Genomic DNA, 20,268 nt, shown 5'->3' with positions numbered 1-20,268 from the left:
CGTTACTGTGCGCCGACATCGCCACCAGAGGCGGCACATTGGGGAAGAAGCGGACCGGTGACGGTGCCGTGGGGACAAAGGGGTGCTTGCTGTGCGTCTGATCTCTCGGAGGACGAGGTTCTCCCACGTTGCGGCCACCGTCGCGGTCGTCGCCCTCGCGGCCGCCGGTTGCGGCAAGTCCAGCAGCGATTCCGCCGGCTCGTCCGACGACGGCACGTACTCGGGCAAGGGCATCGGCCTCGCGTACGACATCGGCGGCAAGGGCGACCAGTCGTTCAACGACGCCGCCTACGCCGGTTTCCAGAAGGCGGAGAAGGAATTCAAGATCGGCGGGCGGGACATCGAGCCGCAGGACGGCGAGTCCGACGCGGACAAGGTGCAGCGCCTGGAGACCCTGGCCAAGCAGGGCTACAACCCGATCATCGGCGTCGGCTACTCCTACGCGCCCGCCGTCAAGGAGGTCGCCGCGAAGTACCCGAAGGTCACCTTCGGCATCATCGACGACGAGACCATCAAGGCGAGGAACGTCGCCGACATGGTCTTCCACGAGGAACAGGCGTCGTACCTGGCGGGTGTCGCCGCGGCCAAGACCACCAAGAAGAACCACATCGGTTTCGTCGGCGGCGTGGACATCCCGCTGATCCACAAGTTCGAGGCCGGCTTCATCCAGGGCGCCCAGTCCATCAACCCGAAGATCAAGATCGAGAAGCAGTATCTGACCCAGACCGCGCAGGAGGGCGGCTTCTCCAGCCCCGACAAGGGCAAGGACGCGGCCAACGGCCAGGTCGAGGCCGGCGCGGACGTCATCTACCACGCGGCAGGACTCTCCGGCCAGGGCGTCATCCAGGCCGCCGCCGAGCACAAGGTGTGGGCGATCGGCGTCGACTCCGACCAGTACGGGCAGAGCGCGCTGGCCAAGTACAAGGACTACATCCTCGGATCGGCCCTGAAGAACGTCGGCGGTGCCGTGTACGACCTCGCCAAGTCCGTCGTCGACGGCAAGCCGCTCAGCGGCGAGGTGCGCGGCGACCTCAAGTCGGGCGGGGTGGGCTTCGCGGACAGCAACCCGAAGTACCAGGCGATGAAGGACGTCGTCGCCGCCGTGGACAAGGCCGAGCAGGACATCGTCGACGGCAAGGTGACCGTCAACACCCAGTGATCCGGCGGCGCTGACGCGGCCGGCCCGGCCGCGCGGACATCGCCGCAGCGTGCGCGCCCCTTGCCATCCGCAAGGGGCGCGCCGCTGTGTGTCATTACGGCCCCGGCTGCGGCCACAGCTCGGTAACGGACCGGACAGAAGGGGTTTTCCGTCTGGTCTACGCGCGTTACGCTGCGGCGGAATCAGCGCCTGGTATGGGCGCTTGCACGAAGGAGTCTCGTTCCATGCGCCGGGTGTCCCGTATAGCGGTTGCAGGCGTTGCAACCGCAGCCCTCGCTGTCACCGTTTCCGCCTGCGGCAGCTCGTCCACCTCGTCCAAGGACGGTGGGGAGTCCAAGGGTATCGGTCTGGCGTACGACGTCGGCGGCAAGGGCGACCAGTCGTTCAACGACGCCGCCTACGCCGGCCTGCAGAAGGCCGAGAAGGAGTTCGGCGTCGGCGGGCGGGACATCGAGCCGCAGGACGGCGAGTCCGACGCGGACAAGGTGCAGCGCCTGGAGACGCTGGCCAAGCAGGGTTACAACCCGATCATCGGGGTCGGCTACTCCTACGCGCCTGCCGTGAAGGAGGTCGCCGCGAAGTACCCGAAGGTCACCTTCGGCATCGTCGACGACGAGACCATCAAGGCGAAGAACGTCGCCGACATGGTCTTCCACGAGGAGCAGGCGTCGTACCTGGCGGGCGTGGCCGCGGCCAAGACCACCAAGAAGAACCACATCGGCTTCGTCGGCGGCGTGGACATCCCGCTGATCCACAAGTTCGAGGCCGGGTTCATCCAGGGCGCGCAGTCGGTCAACCCGAAGATCAAGATCGAGAAGCAGTATCTGACGGAGACCGCCCAGGAGGGCGGCTTCTCCAGCCCGGACAAGGGCGAGAACGCCGCGAACGGTCAGATCGACGCCGGTGCCGACGTCGTCTACCACGCGGCGGGGCTGTCCGGCCAGGGCGTCATCAAGGCCGCCGCCGAGCACAAGGTGTGGGCGATCGGCGTCGACTCCGACCAGTACGAGCAGTCCGCGCTCGCCAAGTACAAGGACTACATCCTGACCTCGGCGCTGAAGAACGTCGAGGGTGCGGTGTACGACCTCGCGCAGTCCGTGATCAAGGACAAGAAGCCGCTTACGGGCGAGATCCGCGGCTCCCTGGACAACGGCGGCGTCGGTCTCGCGGACACCAACCCGACCTTCAAGGGCAACGCCGACCTCCAGGCCGCGCTCAAGAAGGCCGAGGACGGCATCAAGAACGGCAGCATCAAGGTCAAGACCTCCTGACCGAGGGTCCCGGCGTTGTCCGGGGCATGGTCAAAAGAGCGCTGTAATGGCAGCGTTACGGCCACGGAACGGGGTGCGGGGAGGATGACCTCTCCGTGCCCCGTTCGCACGGCAGAATGCTCGGAACGGATCGAGTGCAAAAAAGGTCGATCGGTTCCGAGCACTATGTGAAGTAGGGGCGCTACGCGCGTAGAGAGGCCCCTTTCCCGAGGAGAGTGCGCCATCGACGCGTCCAGCAGCCCTCCGCCCACCGCTTCGACGACAGCCGCGGTGCAGCTCGCGGGCATCACGAAACGATTCCCGGGTGTCGTCGCCAACCACGACATCCACCTGACCGTCCGCAAGGGCACCGTGCACGCCCTCGTCGGCGAGAACGGCGCCGGCAAGTCGACCCTGATGAAGATCCTCTACGGCATGCAGAAGCCGGACGAGGGCATCATCTCCGTCGACGGCGAGCAGGTCGCCTTCGGCAGCCCCGCCGACGCCATCGCCCGCGGCATCGGCATGGTCCACCAGCACTTCATGCTGGCGGACAACCTGACCGTCCTGGAGAACGTGGCGCTCGGCAGCGAGAAGCTGTACGGCATCGGCGGCGCCGCCCGCCGGAAGATCAAGGAGATCTCCGACCGGTACGGCCTGGGCGTTCGCCCGGACACGCTGGTGGAGGACCTGGGCGTCGCCGACCGGCAGCGAGTGGAGATCCTCAAGGTCCTCTACCGCGGCGCCAGGACCCTGATCCTCGACGAGCCGACCGCCGTCCTCGTACCGCAGGAGGTCGACGCGCTCTTCGACAACCTGCGGGAACTCAAGGCCGAGGGCCTGTCCGTCATCTTCATCTCGCACAAGCTCGGCGAGGTGCTGTCCGTCGCGGACGACATCACCGTCATCCGGCGCGGTACGACGGTCGGCACCGCGATCCCCGCCGAGACCACCTCGCGCCGGCTCGCCGAGATGATGGTCGGCAGCGAACTGCCCACCCCGGAGACCGCCGAGTCCACCGTCACCGACCGGGTCGTGCTGGAGGTGAAGAACCTCACCGTCTACGCCGCCGGCGCCTCCCTCGGCGCGGAGGCCGAACCCGCAGGCGACGGGCTCACCGCCTTCACGGGCACGGGCGAGGCCAAACGCGTCCTCGACGACGTCTCCTTCACCATCCGCGCCGGCGAGGTCATGGGCATCGCCGGCGTCGAGGGCAACGGGCAGACCGAACTGATCGACGCGCTGATCGGCACCAAGAACGCCGACTCCGGCCAGATCCGCTTCCTGGGCGAGGACATCACCCCCTGGCCCACCCGCAGGCGCCGCGAGTCCGGCGTCGGCTACATCCCCGAGGACCGCCACCGCCAGGGCCTGCTGCTGGAATCCCCGCTGTGGGAGAACCGCATCCTCGGCCATGTCACCGAGAAGCCGAATGCCAAGGGCTTCTGGCTCGACCCCAAGGGCGCCCAGGCCGACACCCGCCGGATCGTCGAGGCGTACGACGTCCGCACCCCCGGCATCGACGTCACCGCGGCCTCGCTGTCCGGCGGCAACCAGCAGAAGCTGATCGTCGGCCGCGAGATGAGCCACGACCCGAAGTTCCTGATCGCCGCCCACCCCACCCGCGGCGTGGACGTCGGCGCCCAGGCGCAGATCTGGGACCGCATCCGCGAGGCCCGCCGCGAGGGCCTGGCCGTGCTGCTGATCTCCGCCGACCTGGACGAGCTGATCGGCCTGTCGGACACCCTGCGGGTGATCTACGACGGCAGGCTGGTCGCGGACGCCGACCCGGCCACCATCACCCCGGAGGACCTGGGCTCGGCCATGACGGGTGCCGCCTCCGGCCACCTCGAACACGCAAGCGCCGGTCCGGAGGACGAGGCCCGATGAAGAAGTTCGACAAGGAGCGGGTGCTCCTCGCGGTGGCCGGACCGGTCATCGCGCTCGTCCTCGCGATCGCGCTCACCTCGATCGTGCTGCTCGCCTCGGGGAAGAACCCGTTCGAGCCGTACCGGCTGATGCTGGAGCAGCTGCCGTACTCGGACATCCAGGTCCTGATCGTCAACCAGGCGTCCCTGTACTACATCGCCGCCCTCGCGGTCGCCCTCGGCTTCCGGATGAACCTGTTCAACATCGGCGTCGACGGCCAGTACCGGCTCGCCGCGGTGATGACCGCCGTCGTCGGCGCGAACATCGCCCTGCCGGGCTTCCTGCAGATACCGCTGCTTCTGCTGGTCGCCATGTGCACCGGCGCCTTCTGGGCCGGCATCGCGGGCGTCCTGAAGGTCACCCGGGGCGTCAGCGAGGTCGTCGCCACGATCATGCTGAACTCCATCGCGACCTCCCTCATCGGCTATGTCACCCTCGCCGACGTCTGGGGTGTCCAGGTCGGCAACAACATGACGACCGGAGTCATGGAGAAGTCCGGCTGGTTCCCGGGCATCGACCTGGGCTCCGACGTCGGCGAGATCTACGGCCTGGTCTTCCTCGCCGTGCTGCTCGGCGTCCTGTACTGGATCGTCCTCAACCGCACCCGGTTCGGCTTCGACCTGCGCGCCACCGGCGCCTCCGAGACCGCCGCCGCGGCCTCCGGCGTCAACGCCAAGCGGATGGTGCTGACCTCCATGCTGATCTCCGGCGCGGTCGCGGGCCTGTCCGGCCTGCCGCTGCTGCTCGGCGACACCCACACCTACAGCCTGAGCTTCCCGGCGGGCCTCGGCTTCACCGCCATCGGCATCGCCCTGCTCGGCCGCAACCACCCCGGAGGCATCGCCCTCGCCGCCCTGCTGTGGGCCTTCCTCGACAAGGCATCGCCCGCCCTCGACTACGCGACCCCGGTGGCGTACGAGAAGGAGATCGCCACGATCATGCAGGGCCTGATCGTCTTCGCGGTCGTCATCTCGTACGAGGCCGTACGCCAGTGGGGCCTGCGCCGCCAGCAGCGCCAGGTCGGCGCCGAACTGGCCGCCGCCGCCCTCAACGTCAAGAAGGAAGAGGTGGCGGCCTGATGAGCACCGCGACCGTCGCGAAGCCGAAGGCGAAGCAGCCCAGCAGAGGCAGCCGCCGCCTGTCGCTCCCGGTACTCCTGCTGGTCATCGCGGGCGTCCTGGTGCTGACCTCGATCGTCCGCCTCATCACCGGCGCGGACGGCATCACCTCGACCGGCCAGATGTCCACCGCCCTGCGCCTCGCCGTGCCGATCGGCCTCGCGGGCCTCGGCGGCCTGTGGGCCGAGCGCTCCGGCGTCGTCAACATCGGCCTCGAAGGCATGATGATCCTCGGCACCTGGTTCGGCGCCTGGGCCGGCTACCAGTGGGGCCCGTGGACCGGTGTGCTCTTCGGCGTGATCGGCGGCGCCCTCGGCGCCGTACTGCACGCCATCGCCACCGTCACCTTCAACGTCAACCACATCGTCTCCGGTGTGGCCCTCAACATCCTCGCCCTCGGCACCACCCGCTATCTGTCGAAGTTCACCTTCGCCGACGCACCGCAGGGCTCCGCCAAGCAGTCCCCGCCGATCAGCTCCCTGGGCAACTTCGACATCCCCGGCCTGTCCGGCTGGCTGGACACCCTCAACCAGAAGCACTGGTTCCTCGTCTCGGACATCGCGGGACTGCTCGGCGGGCTGGTCACCGACCTGTCGCCGCTCACCGTCATCGCGGTGGCGCTGGTGCCGCTCAGCTGGTGGGTGCTGTGGCGCACGGCCTTCGGACTGCGGCTGCGCTCCTGCGGCGAGAACCCGGTGGCCGCCGAATCCCTCGGCGTCAACGTCTACAAGTACAAGTACATCGCGGTGATCATCTCGGGCGGCTTCGCGGGCCTCGGCGGCGCGTTCCTGTCCATCGTCGCCTCGAACGTCTACCTCGACGGCCAGACCGCCGGCCGCGGCTACATCGGCCTCGCCGCGATGATCTTCGGCAACTGGATGCCGGGCGGTCTCGCGCTGGGCGCCGGCCTGTTCGGCTACACCGACAGCCTCAACCTGCGCGGCGGCACGGTGAACGTGCACGCGCTGATCCTGCTCATCGCCGTCCTGCTGGTGTTCGGCGCGGCCTACCTCGCCTGGAAGAAGAGGTACGTACCGGCCGTCGTCACCGCCGTGGTCGCCGCCCTGATGTTCGTCTGGTACGCCACCACCAACGAGGTGCCGCGCCAGCTCGTCACCGCCACCCCCTACCTCGTCACCCTGCTCGTGCTGTCGCTGTCCGCGCAGTCCCTGCGGATGCCGAAGGCGGACGGCCTGCCGTACCGGAAGGGACAGGGCAAGTGACCGGGCCCGCCGCCGTCGACTGGGAGGCCCTGCGCGCCGAGGCGCGGGAGGCCATGACCCACGCGTACGCCCCCTACTCGGGCTACCCCGTCGGGGCGGCGGCCCTGGTCGACGACGGGCGCACGGTCTCCGGCTGCAACGTCGAGAACGCCTCCTACGGTCTCGGCCTGTGCGCCGAGTGCGGCCTTGTCTCCGCACTGCGGCGCACCGGAGGCGGCCGGCTCACGCACTTCACCTGCGTGGACCGCACCGGGGCGCTGCTCGTGCCGTGCGGCCGCTGCCGCCAGCTGCTGTACGAGTTCGGCGGATCCGACCTGCTCCTCGACACCCCCGAGGGCGTCCTGCCGCTGTCCCGGATGCTGCCCCAGGCCTTCGGTCCCGACCACCTCACCAAGTAACTCCCGTGCGGCCCCCTGAGCGAGGTCGAGGGGGCCGCACCCCTGCGCAACTCCGGAAGGAAGGCCATGGCCATGGACGCCGTCTCCGTCATCCGCACCAAGCGGGACCGCGGAGAGCTGACCGACGAGCAGATCGACTGGGTCATCGACGCCTACACCCACGGGGAGGTCGCCGACGAGCAGATGTCCGCGCTCGCCATGGCCATCCTGCTCAACGGCATGAACCGGCGGGAGATCGCCCGCTGGACCGCCGCGATGATCGCCTCCGGTGAGCGCATGGACTTCTCCTCGCTGTCCCGCCCGACCGCCGACAAGCACTCCACCGGCGGCGTCGGCGACAAGATCACGCTGCCGCTCGCGCCCCTGGTGGCGGCCTGCGGGGCCGCCGTGCCGCAGCTGTCAGGGCGCGGCCTCGGCCACACCGGCGGCACCCTCGACAAGCTGGAGTCCATCCCCGGCTGGCGGGCGCTGCTGACCAACGAGGAGATGCTGGACGTCCTCGACACCACCGGCGCCGTGATCTGCGCGGCGGGCGACGGCCTGGCCCCCGCCGACAAGAAGCTGTACGCGCTGCGCGACGTCACCGGCACGGTCGAGGCGATCCCCCTGATCGCCTCCTCGATCATGTCGAAGAAGATCGCCGAGGGCACCGGCTCGCTCGTGCTGGACGTCAAGGTGGGCACCGGCGCCTTCATGAAGACCGTCGAGGACGCCCGCGAGCTGGCCTCGACCATGGTCGGCCTCGGCACCGACCACGGAGTGCGGACCATCGCGCTCCTCACGGACATGGCGACCCCGCTCGGCCGCACGGCCGGCAACGCCCTGGAGGTCCGCGAGTCCGTCGAGGTACTGGCCGGCGGCGGCCCCGCGGACGTGGTGGAGCTGACCCTCGCCCTGGCCCGGGAGATGCTGGCCGCGGCGGGCATCACGGACGCCGACCCGGCCAAGGCCCTGGCCGACGGCTCCGCCATGGACGTCTGGCGCCGGATGATCGCGGCGCAGGGCGGCGACCCCGACGCCCCGCTGCCCACCTCGCGCGAACAGCACGTCGTCACCGCCCCGGCCGGCGGTGTCCTCACCCGCCTCGACGCCTACGACATCGGCGTCGCCGCATGGCGCCTCGGCGCGGGCCGCGCCCGCAAGGAGGACCCGGTGCAGGCGGCGGCGGGCGTCGAACTGCACGCCAAGCCGGGCGACGAGGTGACCGCGGGCCAGCCCCTGCTGACCCTGCACACGGACACCCCGGAGCGGTTCGCGTACGCGCTCCAGGCGGTGGAGGGTTCCTACGACATCGCGGCGCCGGGCACGGCCTTCACGGCGTCCCCCGTAGTGCTGGAACGTATCGCCTGACCTGCGTTTTCCCCATTCGGGTGAACGGGATCGGTGGACCGACACCGCTCCCGTTCACTGTGCTGGGATCGGTGCCGTACCGAGCTGACGCACGACAGGAGATCGCCATGGGGGAACCCGTCGCCAAGCACGATCCGGGTTATGGCTGGGACGACCTGGTGCGGTTGTGGGCGGAAATGGAATGGCCCGAGGGCAGCAAGGTGGAGATCATCGAGGGGATCGTCACCGTGCAGCCTCGTCCCGCGAACCAGCACTGCCTGATCGCGTCACTCATCCAGCGCCGCCTGTACTCCGTGATCCCCGAAGACTGGGGTCTCTTCCAGCGACTGCCCCTTGCCGTACCCGCGCGCACGGGAATGCTCCTCCCGGACATCGTCGTCATCCCGGAGAGGGAGTGCCTGAAAACGGACACCCACGTTCCCGCCGCCCTCGCTGAACTCGTTGGGGAGATCACCGCCACCTCCGACGCCCGCCATGACCGAGTTGCCAAACCCGCCGCCTACGCCACCGCGGGCATCCCTCTCTATCTGCTCGTCGACCGTTGGGCCCCCGGCGGTCCCACCGTGACGCTCTACGGCGAGCCGAAGGACGGGGTCTACCGGGTGCTGAGGGGCCTGAAGTTCGGTGATCCCGTCACGCTGCCGGAGCCGTTCGGCGTCACGATCGACACCGGAGAGTTCCCCGTCGCGCAGTAGCGTCCCTTGGGCGCCGATGAGTTGGGGGTGTTCCGGCGGTCTGACAGTACGTGGATGCCAGGACACCGGCCGTGCTCGTGCTGACCGGCCCCGTCGCCCGGGACGAGGTGACGGGGCTCTGCGACGACCTGCGAGGGCTGTTGGCGGTCACCGGGCCGAGGGTCGTCATCGTGGATGTGGGCGGGCTCGGACCGCCGGGGCTCTGGGCGGTGGAGCTGCTGGCCCGGCTGGAGCTGACCGCCCGCAGGGCCGGCGCGCGGATCCGGCTGCGGGACGCCGGCCCCGCGCTACGCGCCCTCCTCGATCTCGTCGGCCTCCGCTTCCAGCTGGAGCGGCAGCCCGAACAGGGGGAACCAGCGGGCGGTGTCGAGGAAACAGTGCAGACCGGTGATCCGGCCCTCTGACACCTCCAGCACCTGCACCGCCCAGGGGGCGAAACCGCCCTTGTCCGGGTCCGGCTTGTACTGCGCGAAGGCCGGCAGGCCGTTGGCCTCGACCGGCAGCAGGCGGGAACCCGCGCAGGCGGCGCCGAGGGTGGTCATGAAACCGGTCATGTCGGCCGGGCCGGTCAGCCACAGGTCGAACGGCGGCATCGTCATGACGGCGTCCTCGTGCAGCAGGGCGGTGAGCGCCGCCATGTCGTACCCCTCGAACGCCTTCACATAGCGTTCCAGAAGTCTTCGCTGCTCCTCGTCGAGCGGGTCGGAGACGGCCGCGTCCGCGCCCTCGCCCGCCCGCTCGGCGAGCGTCGCGCGGGCCCGCTGCAACGCGCTGTTCACGGACGCCACCGTGGTGCCGAGCAGTTCGGCGACCTCGCTCGCCTTCCAGGCCAGCACCTCGCGCAGGATCAGCACCGCCCGCTGCTTGGGCGGCAGCTGCTGCAGGGCGGCCATGAACGCCAGCCGGACCGATTCCTTGGCGACGGCGGCCTCCGCCGGGTCGTCGACGGTGGGCAGTACACGGGCGTCCGGCATCGGCTCCAGCCAGGTGTTGTCCGGGCGAGGGGTGAGGGCCGCCTGGGCGAGCGGCGAAGCATCGGTCAGGTCCATGGGCCGCGCCCGCTTGTTGCCCGCCGTCAGCATGTCCAGGCAGACGTTCGTCGCGATCCGGTACAGCCAGGAGCGGAGGCTGGAGCGGCCCTCGAACTTCGCGTAGCTCCGCCAGGCGCGGACCAGGGTGTCCTGTACGGCGTCCTCGGCCTCGAAGGAGGATCCGAGCATGCGGTAGCAGTAACCGGTCAGCTCGACCCGGTGCTTCTCCAGTGCGACGTCGAGATCCGTCGTCGCGGTGCTGTCGCTCATCGTCCACCCACCCCTGTGGCCGTTCCTGTTCGCGCGCCGTTGCGCCCCAGCACTTCGGAAGCTACAGCAGCCCACTGACAACGGCCCCCCGAGCCCACAAACGCCCAGCCCAGACCGATTCCCTTCGAAAACCCCGCCCTACTGACAGCCCCCGGGGACCCGGCAACGGGTCGGCAGGGGCAGGGGCAGGGCAACGCGCCGGGAGCCCCCCACACGGCCGGGGCCACCCGCCGGGGCGACAGCCCACTCTCACGCGTGGGGGCTGCCGACTCTCCTGCGGGAGCCCCCGGTGCCGCTGGGCAGCGATGGCCGTGTGGGGCGGCGACCACCGGACGCCCGGGGACCGGCGACCCTCACGTGCCGGGGCCGTTGGTGGTCCGGGGTGAACGGGGCGGGGGTGGGCTCAGCGGGTGGTCGGGAGGGGATTGGGGTGGGGGGTGGTGCGGCGGGCCGCGCGGGAGCCGAAGGCTGTGATGGTCACGACGCCTGCGACCGCGAGCACCCCGACCCCGACCGTCCCGGCCCAGCCGTTCGCGTGGAAGGCGACCGCGCCCACCGTGCTGCCCGCGCTGGAGCCGATGTAGTACGCCGACTGGTACAGCGCCGCGGCCTGCGCCCGGCCGTGCGTCGCCGTCTTGCTGACCGCGGAGGACGCCACCGCGTGCCCCGCGAAGAAGCCCGCCGTGATCAGCACGAGGCCCAGCAGGACCAGGGGGAGCGAGGGCGCCAGGGACAGCAGCAGGCCCGCCGCGGTCGTGCCGCCCGCCAGGTACAGGGCGCCCCGCCGGCCGAGGCGCATGACCAGCCGGCCCGCCGTCGACGCCGACACGGTGCCGACCAGGTACACCAGGAAGATCGAGCCGACGATGCCCTGCGGCAGCCCGAACGGCTCCTCCGTCAGCCGGTAGCCGATCACCGTGTACACGCCGCCGAACACCGTCATGAACAGCGCGCCGATCGCGTACAGACGGCGCAGGAGCGGGTCCGCCAGATGGTCGCGGACCGCACGGGCGAGGACCCGCGGCCGCAGCGAGCCGGGCTTGAAGTGCCGCGGCGTCGGCAGCAGCATCCGGAACGCCACCGCGCAGCCCACCGCGATCACACCGATCACGCCGACCGCGACCCGCCAGCCCCACTCCTGGGCGACCCAGCCGGTGATGACCCGGCCGCTCATCCCGCCGACGCTGTTGCCCGCGACGAACAGCCCGATCGCCGTGACCAGCGCCCGCGGCCGGACCTCCTCGGCCAGGTACGCCGTCGCCGAGGCGGGCAGCCCCGCCAGCGCCGCACCCTGCACCGCCCGCAGCGCCACCAGCACGCCCAGCGAGGGGGCGAACGGGACGAGCACGCCGACCGACACCGCCACCGCCAGCGACGCCGTCATCACCGTACGGCGGCCGAACCGTTCCGACAGGGCGCTCATCGGCAGCACGAACAGCGCCAGGCCGCCGGTCGCGGCGGCCACCGTCCAGCTCGCCTCGCTCGCCGCCACCCCGAACTCGCCGGAGATGAGCGGCAGCAGGGCCTGCGTGGAGTAGAGGAGAGCGAAGGTCGCGACACCGGCGAGGAAGAGGGCGAGGCTCATCCGGCGGTAGCCGGGGCCGCCCGGGGTGAGACGGGAGTCGGAGTCGTCGGCGGCGGGAGCGGGGGAGGACACGGCGGCGGAAGCGGTCGGGACGGCGTCCACGTCGGTGGACGCCCCGGTACTGGCGGGAGACATGCCTCGAAGCTACGGAGCCCGCCGCTGATCCGTCCAATGCATGGAATCGGCATAATCGTTCCCATGGTGCATCAGCAAAGGTCACAGCCTCGTCTGTCACCGTCCAGTGACACAGAAGACATGACCGACATGACGCGGCTGCTCACCCCGCGGCTCGCCTACTTCGCCGCGGTCGCCCGTACCGAGCATGTGACGCGGGCCGCGCTGGAGGCGCAGGTCCCGCAGTCCACCCTGTCCCGGGCCATGGTCCGCCTCGAACAGGACCTCGGCGTCGACCTGTTCGCCCGCCGCGGCCGCACCCTCTCGCTCACCCCGGCCGGCCGCACCTTCCTCGCCTCCGTCGAACGCGCCCTGGCCGAGATCGGGCGGGCCGCCGACGAGGTGCGCGCCGACGCCGACCCGGCCTCCGGCAAGGTCGCCTTCGGCTTTCTGCACACCCTGGGCGCCGAGACGGTCCCCGGGCTCATCCACGCGTTCCGCGCCGACCATCCGCGCGTGCGCTTCAGCCTGGTGCAGAACTACGGCGAGGCCATGCTGGAGGGGTTGCGCGCGGGCGACCTCGACCTCTGTCTGACCTCGCCGGTCCCCGACGCCCCGGACCTGGTGGCGCGCCGCCTGGACGAGCAGAAGCTCCGCCTGGTGGTGCCCGCCGACCACCGTCTCGCGGGACGGCGCCGGATCCGGCTCGCGGAGGCCGCCGACGAGGTCTTCGTCACCCTGGAGCCCGGCTACGGCCTGCGCCGTATCACCGACGCCGTGTGCAAGGAGGCGGGCTTCAAGCCCCGGATCGCCTTCGAGGGGGAGGAGGCGGAGACCCTTCGGGGACTGGTGGCGGCCGGGCTCGGGGTGGCGCTCCTGCCACCGCCCGCGGTCCCGCGCCCGGGCGTGGTGGAACTGACGGTGACGGCCCCGCGCGCGGTACGGGAGATCGGCGTGGCCTGGCTGGACGGCCACCCGGACACCCCACCGGTGGCCGCGTTCAAGAAGTTCCTCCTTTCCAAACGCGGCAACCTACTGCCCTGATCCCACCCACCGTCCCCGGCCGGGACACGTATCGACCGGCGAGCGCATCCACGCCGGCGGCGGCTCACTGCGAGACAGGAGAGGGGAGTCGGCCGGGGTGGGTCAGGGGTGGCGGAGGGAGCGGCCGAAGCCGGTGGCGAGGGGCATGCGGAGGCCGATGGGCGGGGGCGCGGCCAGGGCGTCCTCCACGGGGCGGGACAGCGCGTGCCCGAACAGCGCGCCCATCGCGAAGTCCGCGGTGAGCGCCAGCACTTCGTCCCGGTGCTGGTGCAGCCCGTGCCCGTCGGAGTGCACCTCGAACCGGCACACCTCCCGGTTCGCCTTCTTCGCCCGGGCGGCCAGCCGGAACGACAGCTCCGGGTCGGTCCGCTCGTCGTTCGTGCCGTGCACGATCAGCACCCGCCGCCCCACCAGCTGCCGCACCGGCTCCGGCGGCGCCGCCACGTCGTCCTCGGGCAGCCAAGGAGCGATGGCCGCCACGGAGTTGACCGCATCGTGGCCGCCCGCGCGCAGCGCCGCCCGGCCGCCCATACCGACCCCGACCAGGCACACCGGCACATCGCCGTAGCGGCGTACGACCTCGTCGACCGCCCAGGACGCGTCACCCGCGAGATGCGCCTCGCTGCCGTTCCAGCCGCGGTAGCGGTAGTGCACGGCATGGGTCGCCAGTCCCTCGCCGCGGCCCGCCCGGGCGAGCGTCCGGCCGAGCGCGCGGACGAACGCCGTCGCCCATAAGGGCGACGGTCTGCGGGCGGAGACCTCCTCCCCGCCGGGCAGGACCAGCACCGCCCCGCTCACCGCCGTCGGCTCCCGGCCGACTGCCCTTCCCAGCCTGGCCGTTCGCATCGGCGTCAGTTGCTGTGCCATGGCAGAACAGTGTCAGAAGCAGCGGTGTACGCGACCCTTCCGTGCGGTCACCGTTGCGTATCGACAGCGGCCCGCGACCCGCGATCTACGCGCGTAGGAGTTAGAGTGCGGAAATGACGAGCCAGACTGCACCGACCGGGACCGTCCCGACGCCGGACCAGATCCGCCGGGCCCCCAAGGTCCTGCTGCACGACCACCTCGACGGCGGCCTGCGCCCCGGCACCGTCGTCGACCTCGCCCGGGACACCGGCTACTCCCAACTTCCCGAGACCGACCCCGACAAACTCGGCATCTGGTTCCGTGAGGCCGCCGACTCCGGCTCCCTGGAACGGTATCTGGAGACCTTCTCGCACACCGTGGGCGTGATGCAGACCCGCGACGCGCTGATCCGCGTCGCCCGCGAGTGCGCCGAGGACCTTGCCGTCGACGGCGTCGTCTACGCCGAGGTGCGCTACGCCCCCGAGCAGCACCTGGAGGGCGGGCTGAGCCTGGAAGAGGTGGTCGAGGCCGTCAACGAGGGCTTCCGGCAGGGCGAGGCGCTGGCCCGGGAGAGCGGCCACCGCATCCGGGTCGGCGCCCTGCTCACCGCCATGCGGCACGCCGCCCGCGCCCTGGAGATCGCCGAACTCGCCAACCGCTACCGGGACCTGGGCGTCGTCGGCTTCGACATCGCGGGCGCCGAGGCCGGCTACCCGCCTACCCGGCACCTCGACGCGTTCGAGTACCTCAAGCGCGAGAACAACCACTTCACCATCCACGCCGGCGAGGCATTCGGGCTGCCGTCCATCTGGCAGGCCCTCCAGTGGTGCGGCGCCGACCGGCTCGGACACGGGGTGCGGATCATCGACGACATCGAGGTCGACGAGGACGGCTCGGTGCGGCTCGGACGGCTCGCCTCGTACGTGCGGGACAAGCGCATCCCGCTGGAACTGTGCCCCAGCTCCAACCTGCAGACCGGGGCCGCCGCCTCCTATGCCGAGCACCCGATCGGGCTGCTGCGCCGACTGCACTTCCGGGCCACCGTGAACACGGACAACCGGCTGATGTCGCACACCAGCATGAGCCGGGAATTCGAGCACCTTGTCGAGGCATTCGGTTACACGCTCGACGACATGCAGTGGTTCTCCGTCAATGCGATGAAATCAGCGTTCATTCCTTTCGATGAACGACTGGCCATGATCAATGACGTGGTCAAGCCCGGATACGCGGAGCTGAAATCCGAATGGCTGTTCCGGCAGACCGCTTCCACCAGCGGTTCTGCCGCTCGGGAGGGCTGAATACACCCGCGAGGCGGCACACGGAACACGGGCGGGCTTCACCATCCGTCCGCATTTCGATGTTTGCGGCGGGCAGTGCGCCGTGTTTACGGTCGGGACCGCTGAACCCCGTCATCGCATGCAAGGACGCATTCCCCATGAAGCAGTCTGCTGTCAAGACCCTCGGTGTCGCCGCCCTCGGTGCCGCCTTCGCCGCGGCCGGCGCGGGCGCCGCCGACGCGGCCCCGGCCGTCCCGGACGCCACCCAGGCGCTCGACGGCATCACCCGGACGCTGCCGGCCGAGAACGTCGCCACGGCGCTGCCGGGTGCGGGTGCGGCGCTCGCCCAGGGGCAGTCCGCCGTCGGCGCCGGACTGGCCGCCGCCCAGCCCACCGCCGAGAAGGTGCTCGCCCAGGGCCCGACCGCTCCTGTCGGCGGTCTGCTCGGCGGACTGCCGGTGCAGGGCCTGCCCACGCACGGCCTGCCGGTGAACGGGATCCCGCTCGGCTGAGCCGTACACCACGACGCGCCGTCGGGGCACACCCCCTCCTCCCGGGGTGCGCTCCGACGGCGTTCTTGCGCGCCGACCGCGTCGGGCGGCTACCAGGCGGCCGACCTGGACTTCTCCTCCGAGGGCAGCAGGATCCACAGGGCGAGGTAGAGCAGGAACTGCGGGCCCGGCAGCAGGCAGGAGACCAGGAAGATCACCCGCATCGTCGTCGCGGAGGTGCCGAAGCGCCGTGCCAGCGCTGCGCACACTCCGCCGAGCACGCGGCCATGGGTGGGGCGGGCGAGGGCAGTCATGTCACCACTCCTTCTCTACGTGACACCGGTGGTGTGTGGGCTCGGCTGCCCATCTGACTGCAACCGTACGGAGCGGCGGGCGGCGGGGCGTCGCTCTACGGTGCGATGCCGACCCTGGGAATCGTCGGGGTCCGTCCCTGAGCCGCTTCCTCCTGGTGGAGGGGCGCGCGCCGTACGCGCTCACCCCTGCGGCGGAGCCAGGAGCGGCCCGCGGGAACCACGGCGAGGTGCGCCAGCGCCACACCCACCGTGTTCAGCAGCAGTGAGTCCACGTCCACGACCCGGCCCGGCACCCCGGTCTGCAACAGGGCGATGCCCAGCGACAGCAGGGCGCCCGCCGCCGCCGTACGGATCAGGGAGGCGAGCGGGGAGACGGTGAGCCGGCCGTGCGCCATCGGCAGCAGCACGCCCAGCGGCGCGAGCAGGGTGACCCCCTCGCCGATCCGCCGGGCCGCCTCGGGCCAGCCCAGTGCCAGATCGGCCCGGATACCGGCGAGCGGGTGCAGGTTGGCGGGCATCACCCAGGGGACGTTCAGCGGGCGCAGCATCAGCCAGGCGACGAGCGTGAGATGTGCGACGAGGAGGACACCCCCTGTCACCCGGATGCGGATCGCGGCGCTGCCGCCGATGGAGCCTTGACGCTGCACGCCCCCCTAGACGCGCCCCCGCGCACGATCGGTTCCGGATAGCCCCCGCACGGGCCCGTGAGGCGTGCGACACATCGACGGGACCGATGCCGCATCCCTTGGGCCGGTCGCCCCCCCCGGTGGCCCGTCGGGTGTGTGATACGCCCATGGGGGTCTGTGGGCCCGCCTGGGCGGTGGGCCTGTGGTGGTTCGTCGGGTGTGTGACAAGTCCACGGATCTGGGCGTATCCCTGGGCCGGTGGGCGTGCGGTGGCCATTGGGGTGTGTGACACGCCCACGGGGTCTTTGGGCAGGCCCGGGCTGTGGGCCCGTGGGGTGTGTGACACGCCCAGGCCATGCGCCCGTGGTGGCCCGTCAGGTGTGTGGTCCGCCTATGGGATCTGGCAAGCCCACTGCCCCGGGCCCTACTCCCGCCCCGGCCCTGCCCTGGCAGGGGCCGTCAGCCGTTTGTGACCGTGGTGGACGGCGGCCGGGCGGTGCCCGGGCGGGAACGGACGTCGTCGCCGCACTCGTAGCGGCGCGGAGGCTCGCCGCCCGGCCCGCCCAGCACCACCGAGCCGTCGCCCTCGGCCGCCGTCGAGTCGGAGAACGTGCAGACGATCTGGGCGAGCGCGTACGACGTGAGCTGTTCCGGGGCCGTGCTCAGCCGCAGCGTGTCCTCGGGGTCCTTGGGCCGCGGCCCGCTCACGCTCATGCCGCCGCGCACGTACGTCGCATAGCCCGCGTTCCGCTCGCTGCCGGAGGGCGTGCGGGCGAGCTGGTCCAGCAGCCCCTGCGCCACGTGCACCCGCCGCCGGGCGTCCGCCGTGCCGTCCGGGACGTGCACCGTCCGGTCCACGGTCACCAGCGACGAACCGCACAGCAGGAACACCTGCACGGGCACGCCGCCCTGCGTGGCCAGCGTCGACCGGTCCGCCTCGGACAGCGAACACGGCACCCGCGAGGGCGCGCCGCCGAAGTCCGTCGGCACCTCCGTGGCCCGGATCCCGCAGCCGGCGAGCAGCGCGGCGAGCACGGGGACGGCCAGCAGCCGCCGTACGGTCATCACGCCTCCCCCTTGTCGTCGCCCCGGCCGCCGCTGCCGTCGCCTTCACCGGCGTCGGCGGCAGGACCGGTCTCGTCGGCCGGCTCCGTCAGCTTGGCGGCGTCCCGGGGCAGCCGCAGCGTGAACACCGCGCCGCCCTCGGCCGAGTTGGCGGCGGTGATCTCGCCGCCGTGGATGTGCGCGTTCTCCAGGGCGATGGACAGGCCGAGGCCGCTGCCGTCGGAGCGCGGGCGGGAGGCGCTGGCCTTGTAGAAGCGGTCGAAGACGTGCGGCAGGACGTCCTCGGGAATGCCGGGCCCGTGGTCGCGGACGGCGATGACGATCTGCGAACCCTCTTCGCCGGCCACCCGCACCGAGACCCGCACCGGCGAGCCGCCGTGCTTGAGCGCGTTGCCGATCAGGTTGGCGAGGATCACGTCGAGGCGGCGCGGGTCGAGACGGGCGTGGATGCCGCGCTCGGCATCCAGCTCCACCGCGTCCAGCCAGGCACGGGCGTCGATACAGGCGGTGATCTGGTCGGCGAGGTCCACGTCGTCCAGGACCAGCCGGGCGGTGCCCGCGTCGAAGCGTGTGACCTCCATCAGGTTCTCGACCAGGTCGTTCAGCCGCCGTGTCTCGCTCACCACCAGCCGCACCGCGGGCTCGATCATCGGGTCCATGCTCCCGGCATCCGAGTCCAGCTCCTCCTCCAGCACCTCGGTCACGGCGGTGATGGCGGTCAGCGGCGTGCGCAGCTCGTGGCTCATGTCCGCGACGAAGCGCCGGGACGCCTCGTCGCGGGCGGCCATGTCGGCGACCCGTTTCTCCAGCGCCTCGGCCGCGTTGTTGAACGTCCGGGAGAGATCGGCGAGTTCGTCGGTGCCGGACACCCGCAGCCGGGTGTCGAGCCTGCCCTCGCCGAGCCGCCGGGCGGCCACGCCCAGCCGGTGCACCGGCTTCAGCACGGTCGTCGCGGCGGCCTGCGCGAGCAGCGCGGAGCCGATCAGCGCGAGACCCGTGGCGATGCCCAGCGACCAGGCGAGGGAGTTGAGGTCCTTCGCCTCGGGTTCCAGCGACTTGAGCATGTAACCGGTCGGGCCGCCGCCGATCACCTTCGTGCCGGCCACCAGATACGGGTTGCCGTGCTCGACGACCCGCTGCCAGTACAGGTGGTACGCGGACTTGTTGCCGTCGCCCACCGGCTGCCGTTTGTCCACGGCGGCCCGCAGCGACCGGGGGACGTCCTCCAGCGCGAACCCGCTGAGCCCGCCCGAGGTGCCGTACACCGTACGGCCGCCCGCGTCCTGGCCGACCAGCAGCACGCTGAAGCGCTGGCTGCTGCCCGCCATCTGCCCCGCCGTGCGCTGGAGTTCGTCCTGGGTGGGATGCACGGGCAGCGCGCTCGCCCGGTTCTGCATCTCCTGCTTGAAGTCGCGCAGCGCCGCGTCCTGGGCCCGGGTGAGCACGGCCTCCCGGTTGAGCCAGTAGGCGATGCCCGAGGCGGACACCGCGGCCGTCAGCGCGACCAGCCCGAACACCACCACGAGCCGCAGCCGCAGACTGGTGAAGCGCAGCCGTGACAGGACTCCCTTGCGACCCGCGGCCCAGCCGCGGAACCCCCCTTGCGCCTTCGTCACTGAGGAGCGTCCAGGCGGTAGCCGACACCACGGACGGTTCGGATCAGCGTCGGCGACGACGGTACGTCCTCGACCTTGGCGCGCAGCCGCTGGACGCACGCGTCCACCAGCCGTGAGTCACCGAGGTAGTCGTGTTCCCAGACCAGCCGCAGCAACTGCTGCCGGGACAGCGCCTGACCGGGCCGCCGGCTCAGCTCCAGCAGCAGCCGCAGCTCGGTCGGGGTGAGCTGAAGGTCCTCGCCGTTCTTGGTCACGGTCATCGCCGAGCGGTCGATGACGAGGCTCCCGAACGTCGCCGAGTCGCTGGCCTCCCGCTCCCCGCGACGCAGCACGGCACGGATCCGGGCGTCCAGGACGCGGCCCTGCACCGGCTTGACGACATAGTCGTCGGCGCCCGACTCGAGGCCGACCACCACGTCGATGTCGTCGCTGCGCGCGGTCAGCAGAATGATCGGCAACTGGTCCGTGCGCCGGATGCGCCGGCACACCTCGAACCCGTCGATGCCGGGCAGCATCACATCCAGCACGATCAGGTCCGGTCGCTGTTCGCGCAGCAGCTTCAGACCGTCCTCGCCGGTGGCAGCGGTGGCCACCCGGTGTCCCTGGCGCGTCAGTGAGAGCTCCAGGGCCGTACGGATGGCGTCGTCGTCCTCGATCAGCAACAGGGAAGGCACGGGGCTCATTCTGGCCCATGGAGGGGGTGCCGGACGACCAGTGGGGCCCGCCGGCGCCCGGAAACCCCAAGACCGCCACAGTCTGTGCACGGCCGGTCACGCAACTGTGCCGGGCCCCTGTGACAGGTCTGTGACAGTCGGCGGACACGGCCATGAAGTCACCCGGGCAAGATTTTCGGCACAGGCAAGGAAG

General features: G+C 71.1%; 20 protein-coding genes. 12 read left to right on the top strand and 8 right to left on the bottom strand.

What is annotated here, in order from left to right:
- Positions 1–100 precede the first annotated feature (100 nt).
- From ACIRFL_RS02860 to ACIRFL_RS02820, 9 genes are all read left to right on the top strand, one after another.
- Positions 101–1,159, top strand: coding sequence for a BMP family protein (locus ACIRFL_RS02860; protein ID WP_404023570.1), 1,059 nt, complete (start codon positions 101–103; stop codon positions 1,157–1,159).
- A gap of 224 nt (positions 1,160–1,383) precedes the next feature.
- On the top strand, positions 1,384–2,430 hold the full coding sequence (locus ACIRFL_RS02855; protein ID WP_404023348.1) for a BMP family protein: 1,047 nt from the start codon (positions 1,384–1,386) through the stop codon (positions 2,428–2,430).
- A 222-nt stretch (positions 2,431–2,652) separates the two neighbouring features.
- The gene (locus ACIRFL_RS02850; RefSeq protein WP_404023568.1) at positions 2,653–4,299 is read left to right on the top strand and encodes an ABC transporter ATP-binding protein; all 1,647 of its coding nucleotides are present in this window, start codon (positions 2,653–2,655) and stop codon (positions 4,297–4,299) included.
- Positions 4,296–5,417 (top strand): ABC transporter permease, encoded by a 1,122-nt coding sequence (locus ACIRFL_RS02845; protein WP_404023346.1) that lies wholly within the window; start codon positions 4,296–4,298, stop codon positions 5,415–5,417. The genes ACIRFL_RS02850 and ACIRFL_RS02845 overlap by 4 nt, the downstream gene beginning before the upstream one ends.
- Positions 5,417–6,679, top strand: coding sequence for an ABC transporter permease (locus ACIRFL_RS02840; RefSeq protein ID WP_404023344.1), 1,263 nt, complete (start codon positions 5,417–5,419; stop codon positions 6,677–6,679). The genes ACIRFL_RS02845 and ACIRFL_RS02840 overlap by 1 nt, the downstream gene beginning before the upstream one ends.
- Positions 6,676–7,077 carry a cytidine deaminase gene (locus tag ACIRFL_RS02835; RefSeq protein WP_404023343.1) on the top strand — a complete coding sequence of 134 codons (402 nt, stop codon included), beginning with the start codon at positions 6,676–6,678 and terminating at the stop codon, positions 7,075–7,077. Before ACIRFL_RS02840 ends, ACIRFL_RS02835 begins: the two co-directional genes overlap by 4 nt.
- Positions 7,078–7,143: 66 nt before the next feature.
- A complete protein-coding gene (locus ACIRFL_RS02830; protein ID WP_404023342.1) occupies positions 7,144–8,427 on the top strand; it encodes a thymidine phosphorylase in 1,284 nt (427 codons plus the stop codon).
- A gap of 107 nt (positions 8,428–8,534) precedes the next feature.
- A complete protein-coding gene (locus ACIRFL_RS02825; RefSeq protein WP_404023341.1) occupies positions 8,535–9,122 on the top strand; it encodes a Uma2 family endonuclease in 588 nt (195 codons plus the stop codon).
- A 71-nt stretch (positions 9,123–9,193) separates the two neighbouring features.
- A complete protein-coding gene (locus ACIRFL_RS02820) occupies positions 9,194–9,526 on the top strand; it encodes an STAS domain-containing protein (RefSeq protein ID WP_404023339.1) in 333 nt (110 codons plus the stop codon).
- Here the strand turns inward: ACIRFL_RS02820 and ACIRFL_RS02815 are convergent.
- Positions 9,410–10,423, bottom strand: coding sequence for a sigma-70 family RNA polymerase sigma factor (locus ACIRFL_RS02815; protein ID WP_404023338.1), 1,014 nt, complete (start codon positions 10,421–10,423; stop codon positions 9,410–9,412). The two genes, ACIRFL_RS02820 and ACIRFL_RS02815, sit on opposite strands and share 117 nt — an antisense overlap.
- A 403-nt stretch (positions 10,424–10,826) precedes the next feature.
- Entirely contained in the window at positions 10,827–12,143 is a 1,317-nt protein-coding gene (locus ACIRFL_RS02810) for an MFS transporter (RefSeq protein WP_404023337.1), read from the bottom strand.
- 63 nt (positions 12,144–12,206) lie between these two features.
- On the opposite strand from ACIRFL_RS02810, the gene ACIRFL_RS02805 reads away from it, so the two are divergent.
- The gene (locus tag ACIRFL_RS02805) at positions 12,207–13,166 is read left to right on the top strand and encodes a LysR family transcriptional regulator (RefSeq protein WP_404023336.1); all 960 of its coding nucleotides are present in this window, start codon (positions 12,207–12,209) and stop codon (positions 13,164–13,166) included.
- Positions 13,167–13,268: 102 nt separating this feature from the next.
- Here the strand turns inward: ACIRFL_RS02805 and ACIRFL_RS02800 are convergent, their stop codons facing one another.
- Positions 13,269–14,033 carry an alpha/beta hydrolase family protein gene (locus tag ACIRFL_RS02800; RefSeq protein ID WP_404023334.1) on the bottom strand — a complete coding sequence of 255 codons (765 nt, stop codon included), beginning with the start codon at positions 14,031–14,033 and terminating at the stop codon, positions 13,269–13,271.
- A gap of 113 nt (positions 14,034–14,146) precedes the next feature.
- Here ACIRFL_RS02800 and ACIRFL_RS02795 point away from each other — a divergent pair, with 113 nt between their 5' ends.
- Both ACIRFL_RS02795 and ACIRFL_RS02790 read left to right on the top strand, forming a co-directional pair.
- A complete protein-coding gene (locus ACIRFL_RS02795; RefSeq protein WP_404023333.1) occupies positions 14,147–15,310 on the top strand; it encodes an adenosine deaminase in 1,164 nt (387 codons plus the stop codon).
- A 137-nt stretch (positions 15,311–15,447) separates the two neighbouring features.
- Positions 15,448–15,801 (top strand): ATP-binding protein, encoded by a 354-nt coding sequence (locus ACIRFL_RS02790; protein ID WP_404023332.1) that lies wholly within the window; start codon positions 15,448–15,450, stop codon positions 15,799–15,801.
- Positions 15,802–15,890: 89 nt separating this feature from the next.
- Here the strand turns inward: ACIRFL_RS02790 and ACIRFL_RS02785 are convergent, their stop codons facing one another.
- The 5 genes from ACIRFL_RS02785 to afsQ1 all read right to left on the bottom strand — a co-directional run bounded on the left by ACIRFL_RS02785 (position 15,891) and on the right by afsQ1 (position 20,075).
- Positions 15,891–16,094 carry a PspC domain-containing protein gene (locus ACIRFL_RS02785; protein ID WP_404023331.1) on the bottom strand — a complete coding sequence of 68 codons (204 nt, stop codon included), beginning with the start codon at positions 16,092–16,094 and terminating at the stop codon, positions 15,891–15,893.
- A 95-nt stretch (positions 16,095–16,189) separates the two neighbouring features.
- Positions 16,190–16,741: a VanZ family protein gene (locus tag ACIRFL_RS02780; protein WP_404023330.1), complete on the bottom strand. Its 552-nt coding sequence runs from the start codon at positions 16,739–16,741 to the stop codon at positions 16,190–16,192.
- Positions 16,742–17,179: 438 nt separating this feature from the next.
- Positions 17,180–17,785: a hypothetical protein gene (locus ACIRFL_RS02775; protein ID WP_404023329.1), complete on the bottom strand. Its 606-nt coding sequence runs from the start codon at positions 17,783–17,785 to the stop codon at positions 17,180–17,182.
- Positions 17,785–19,401: an ATP-binding protein gene (locus tag ACIRFL_RS02770; RefSeq protein WP_404023328.1), complete on the bottom strand. Its 1,617-nt coding sequence runs from the start codon at positions 19,399–19,401 to the stop codon at positions 17,785–17,787. The genes ACIRFL_RS02775 and ACIRFL_RS02770 overlap by 1 nt, the downstream gene beginning before the upstream one ends.
- A complete protein-coding gene (gene afsQ1 / locus ACIRFL_RS02765) occupies positions 19,398–20,075 on the bottom strand; it encodes a two-component system response regulator AfsQ1 (protein ID WP_121887427.1) in 678 nt (225 codons plus the stop codon). The genes ACIRFL_RS02770 and afsQ1 overlap by 4 nt, the downstream gene beginning before the upstream one ends.
- Positions 20,076–20,268: the final 193 nt, after the last annotated feature.

The organism is Streptomyces sp. NPDC102462 (assembly GCF_044765425.1).
Classification (GTDB): Bacteria; Actinomycetota; Actinomycetes; order Streptomycetales; family Streptomycetaceae; genus Streptomyces.
The sequence above is the reverse complement of the archived record's forward strand: the minus strand, read 5'-3'. Positions and strand labels throughout refer to the sequence as shown.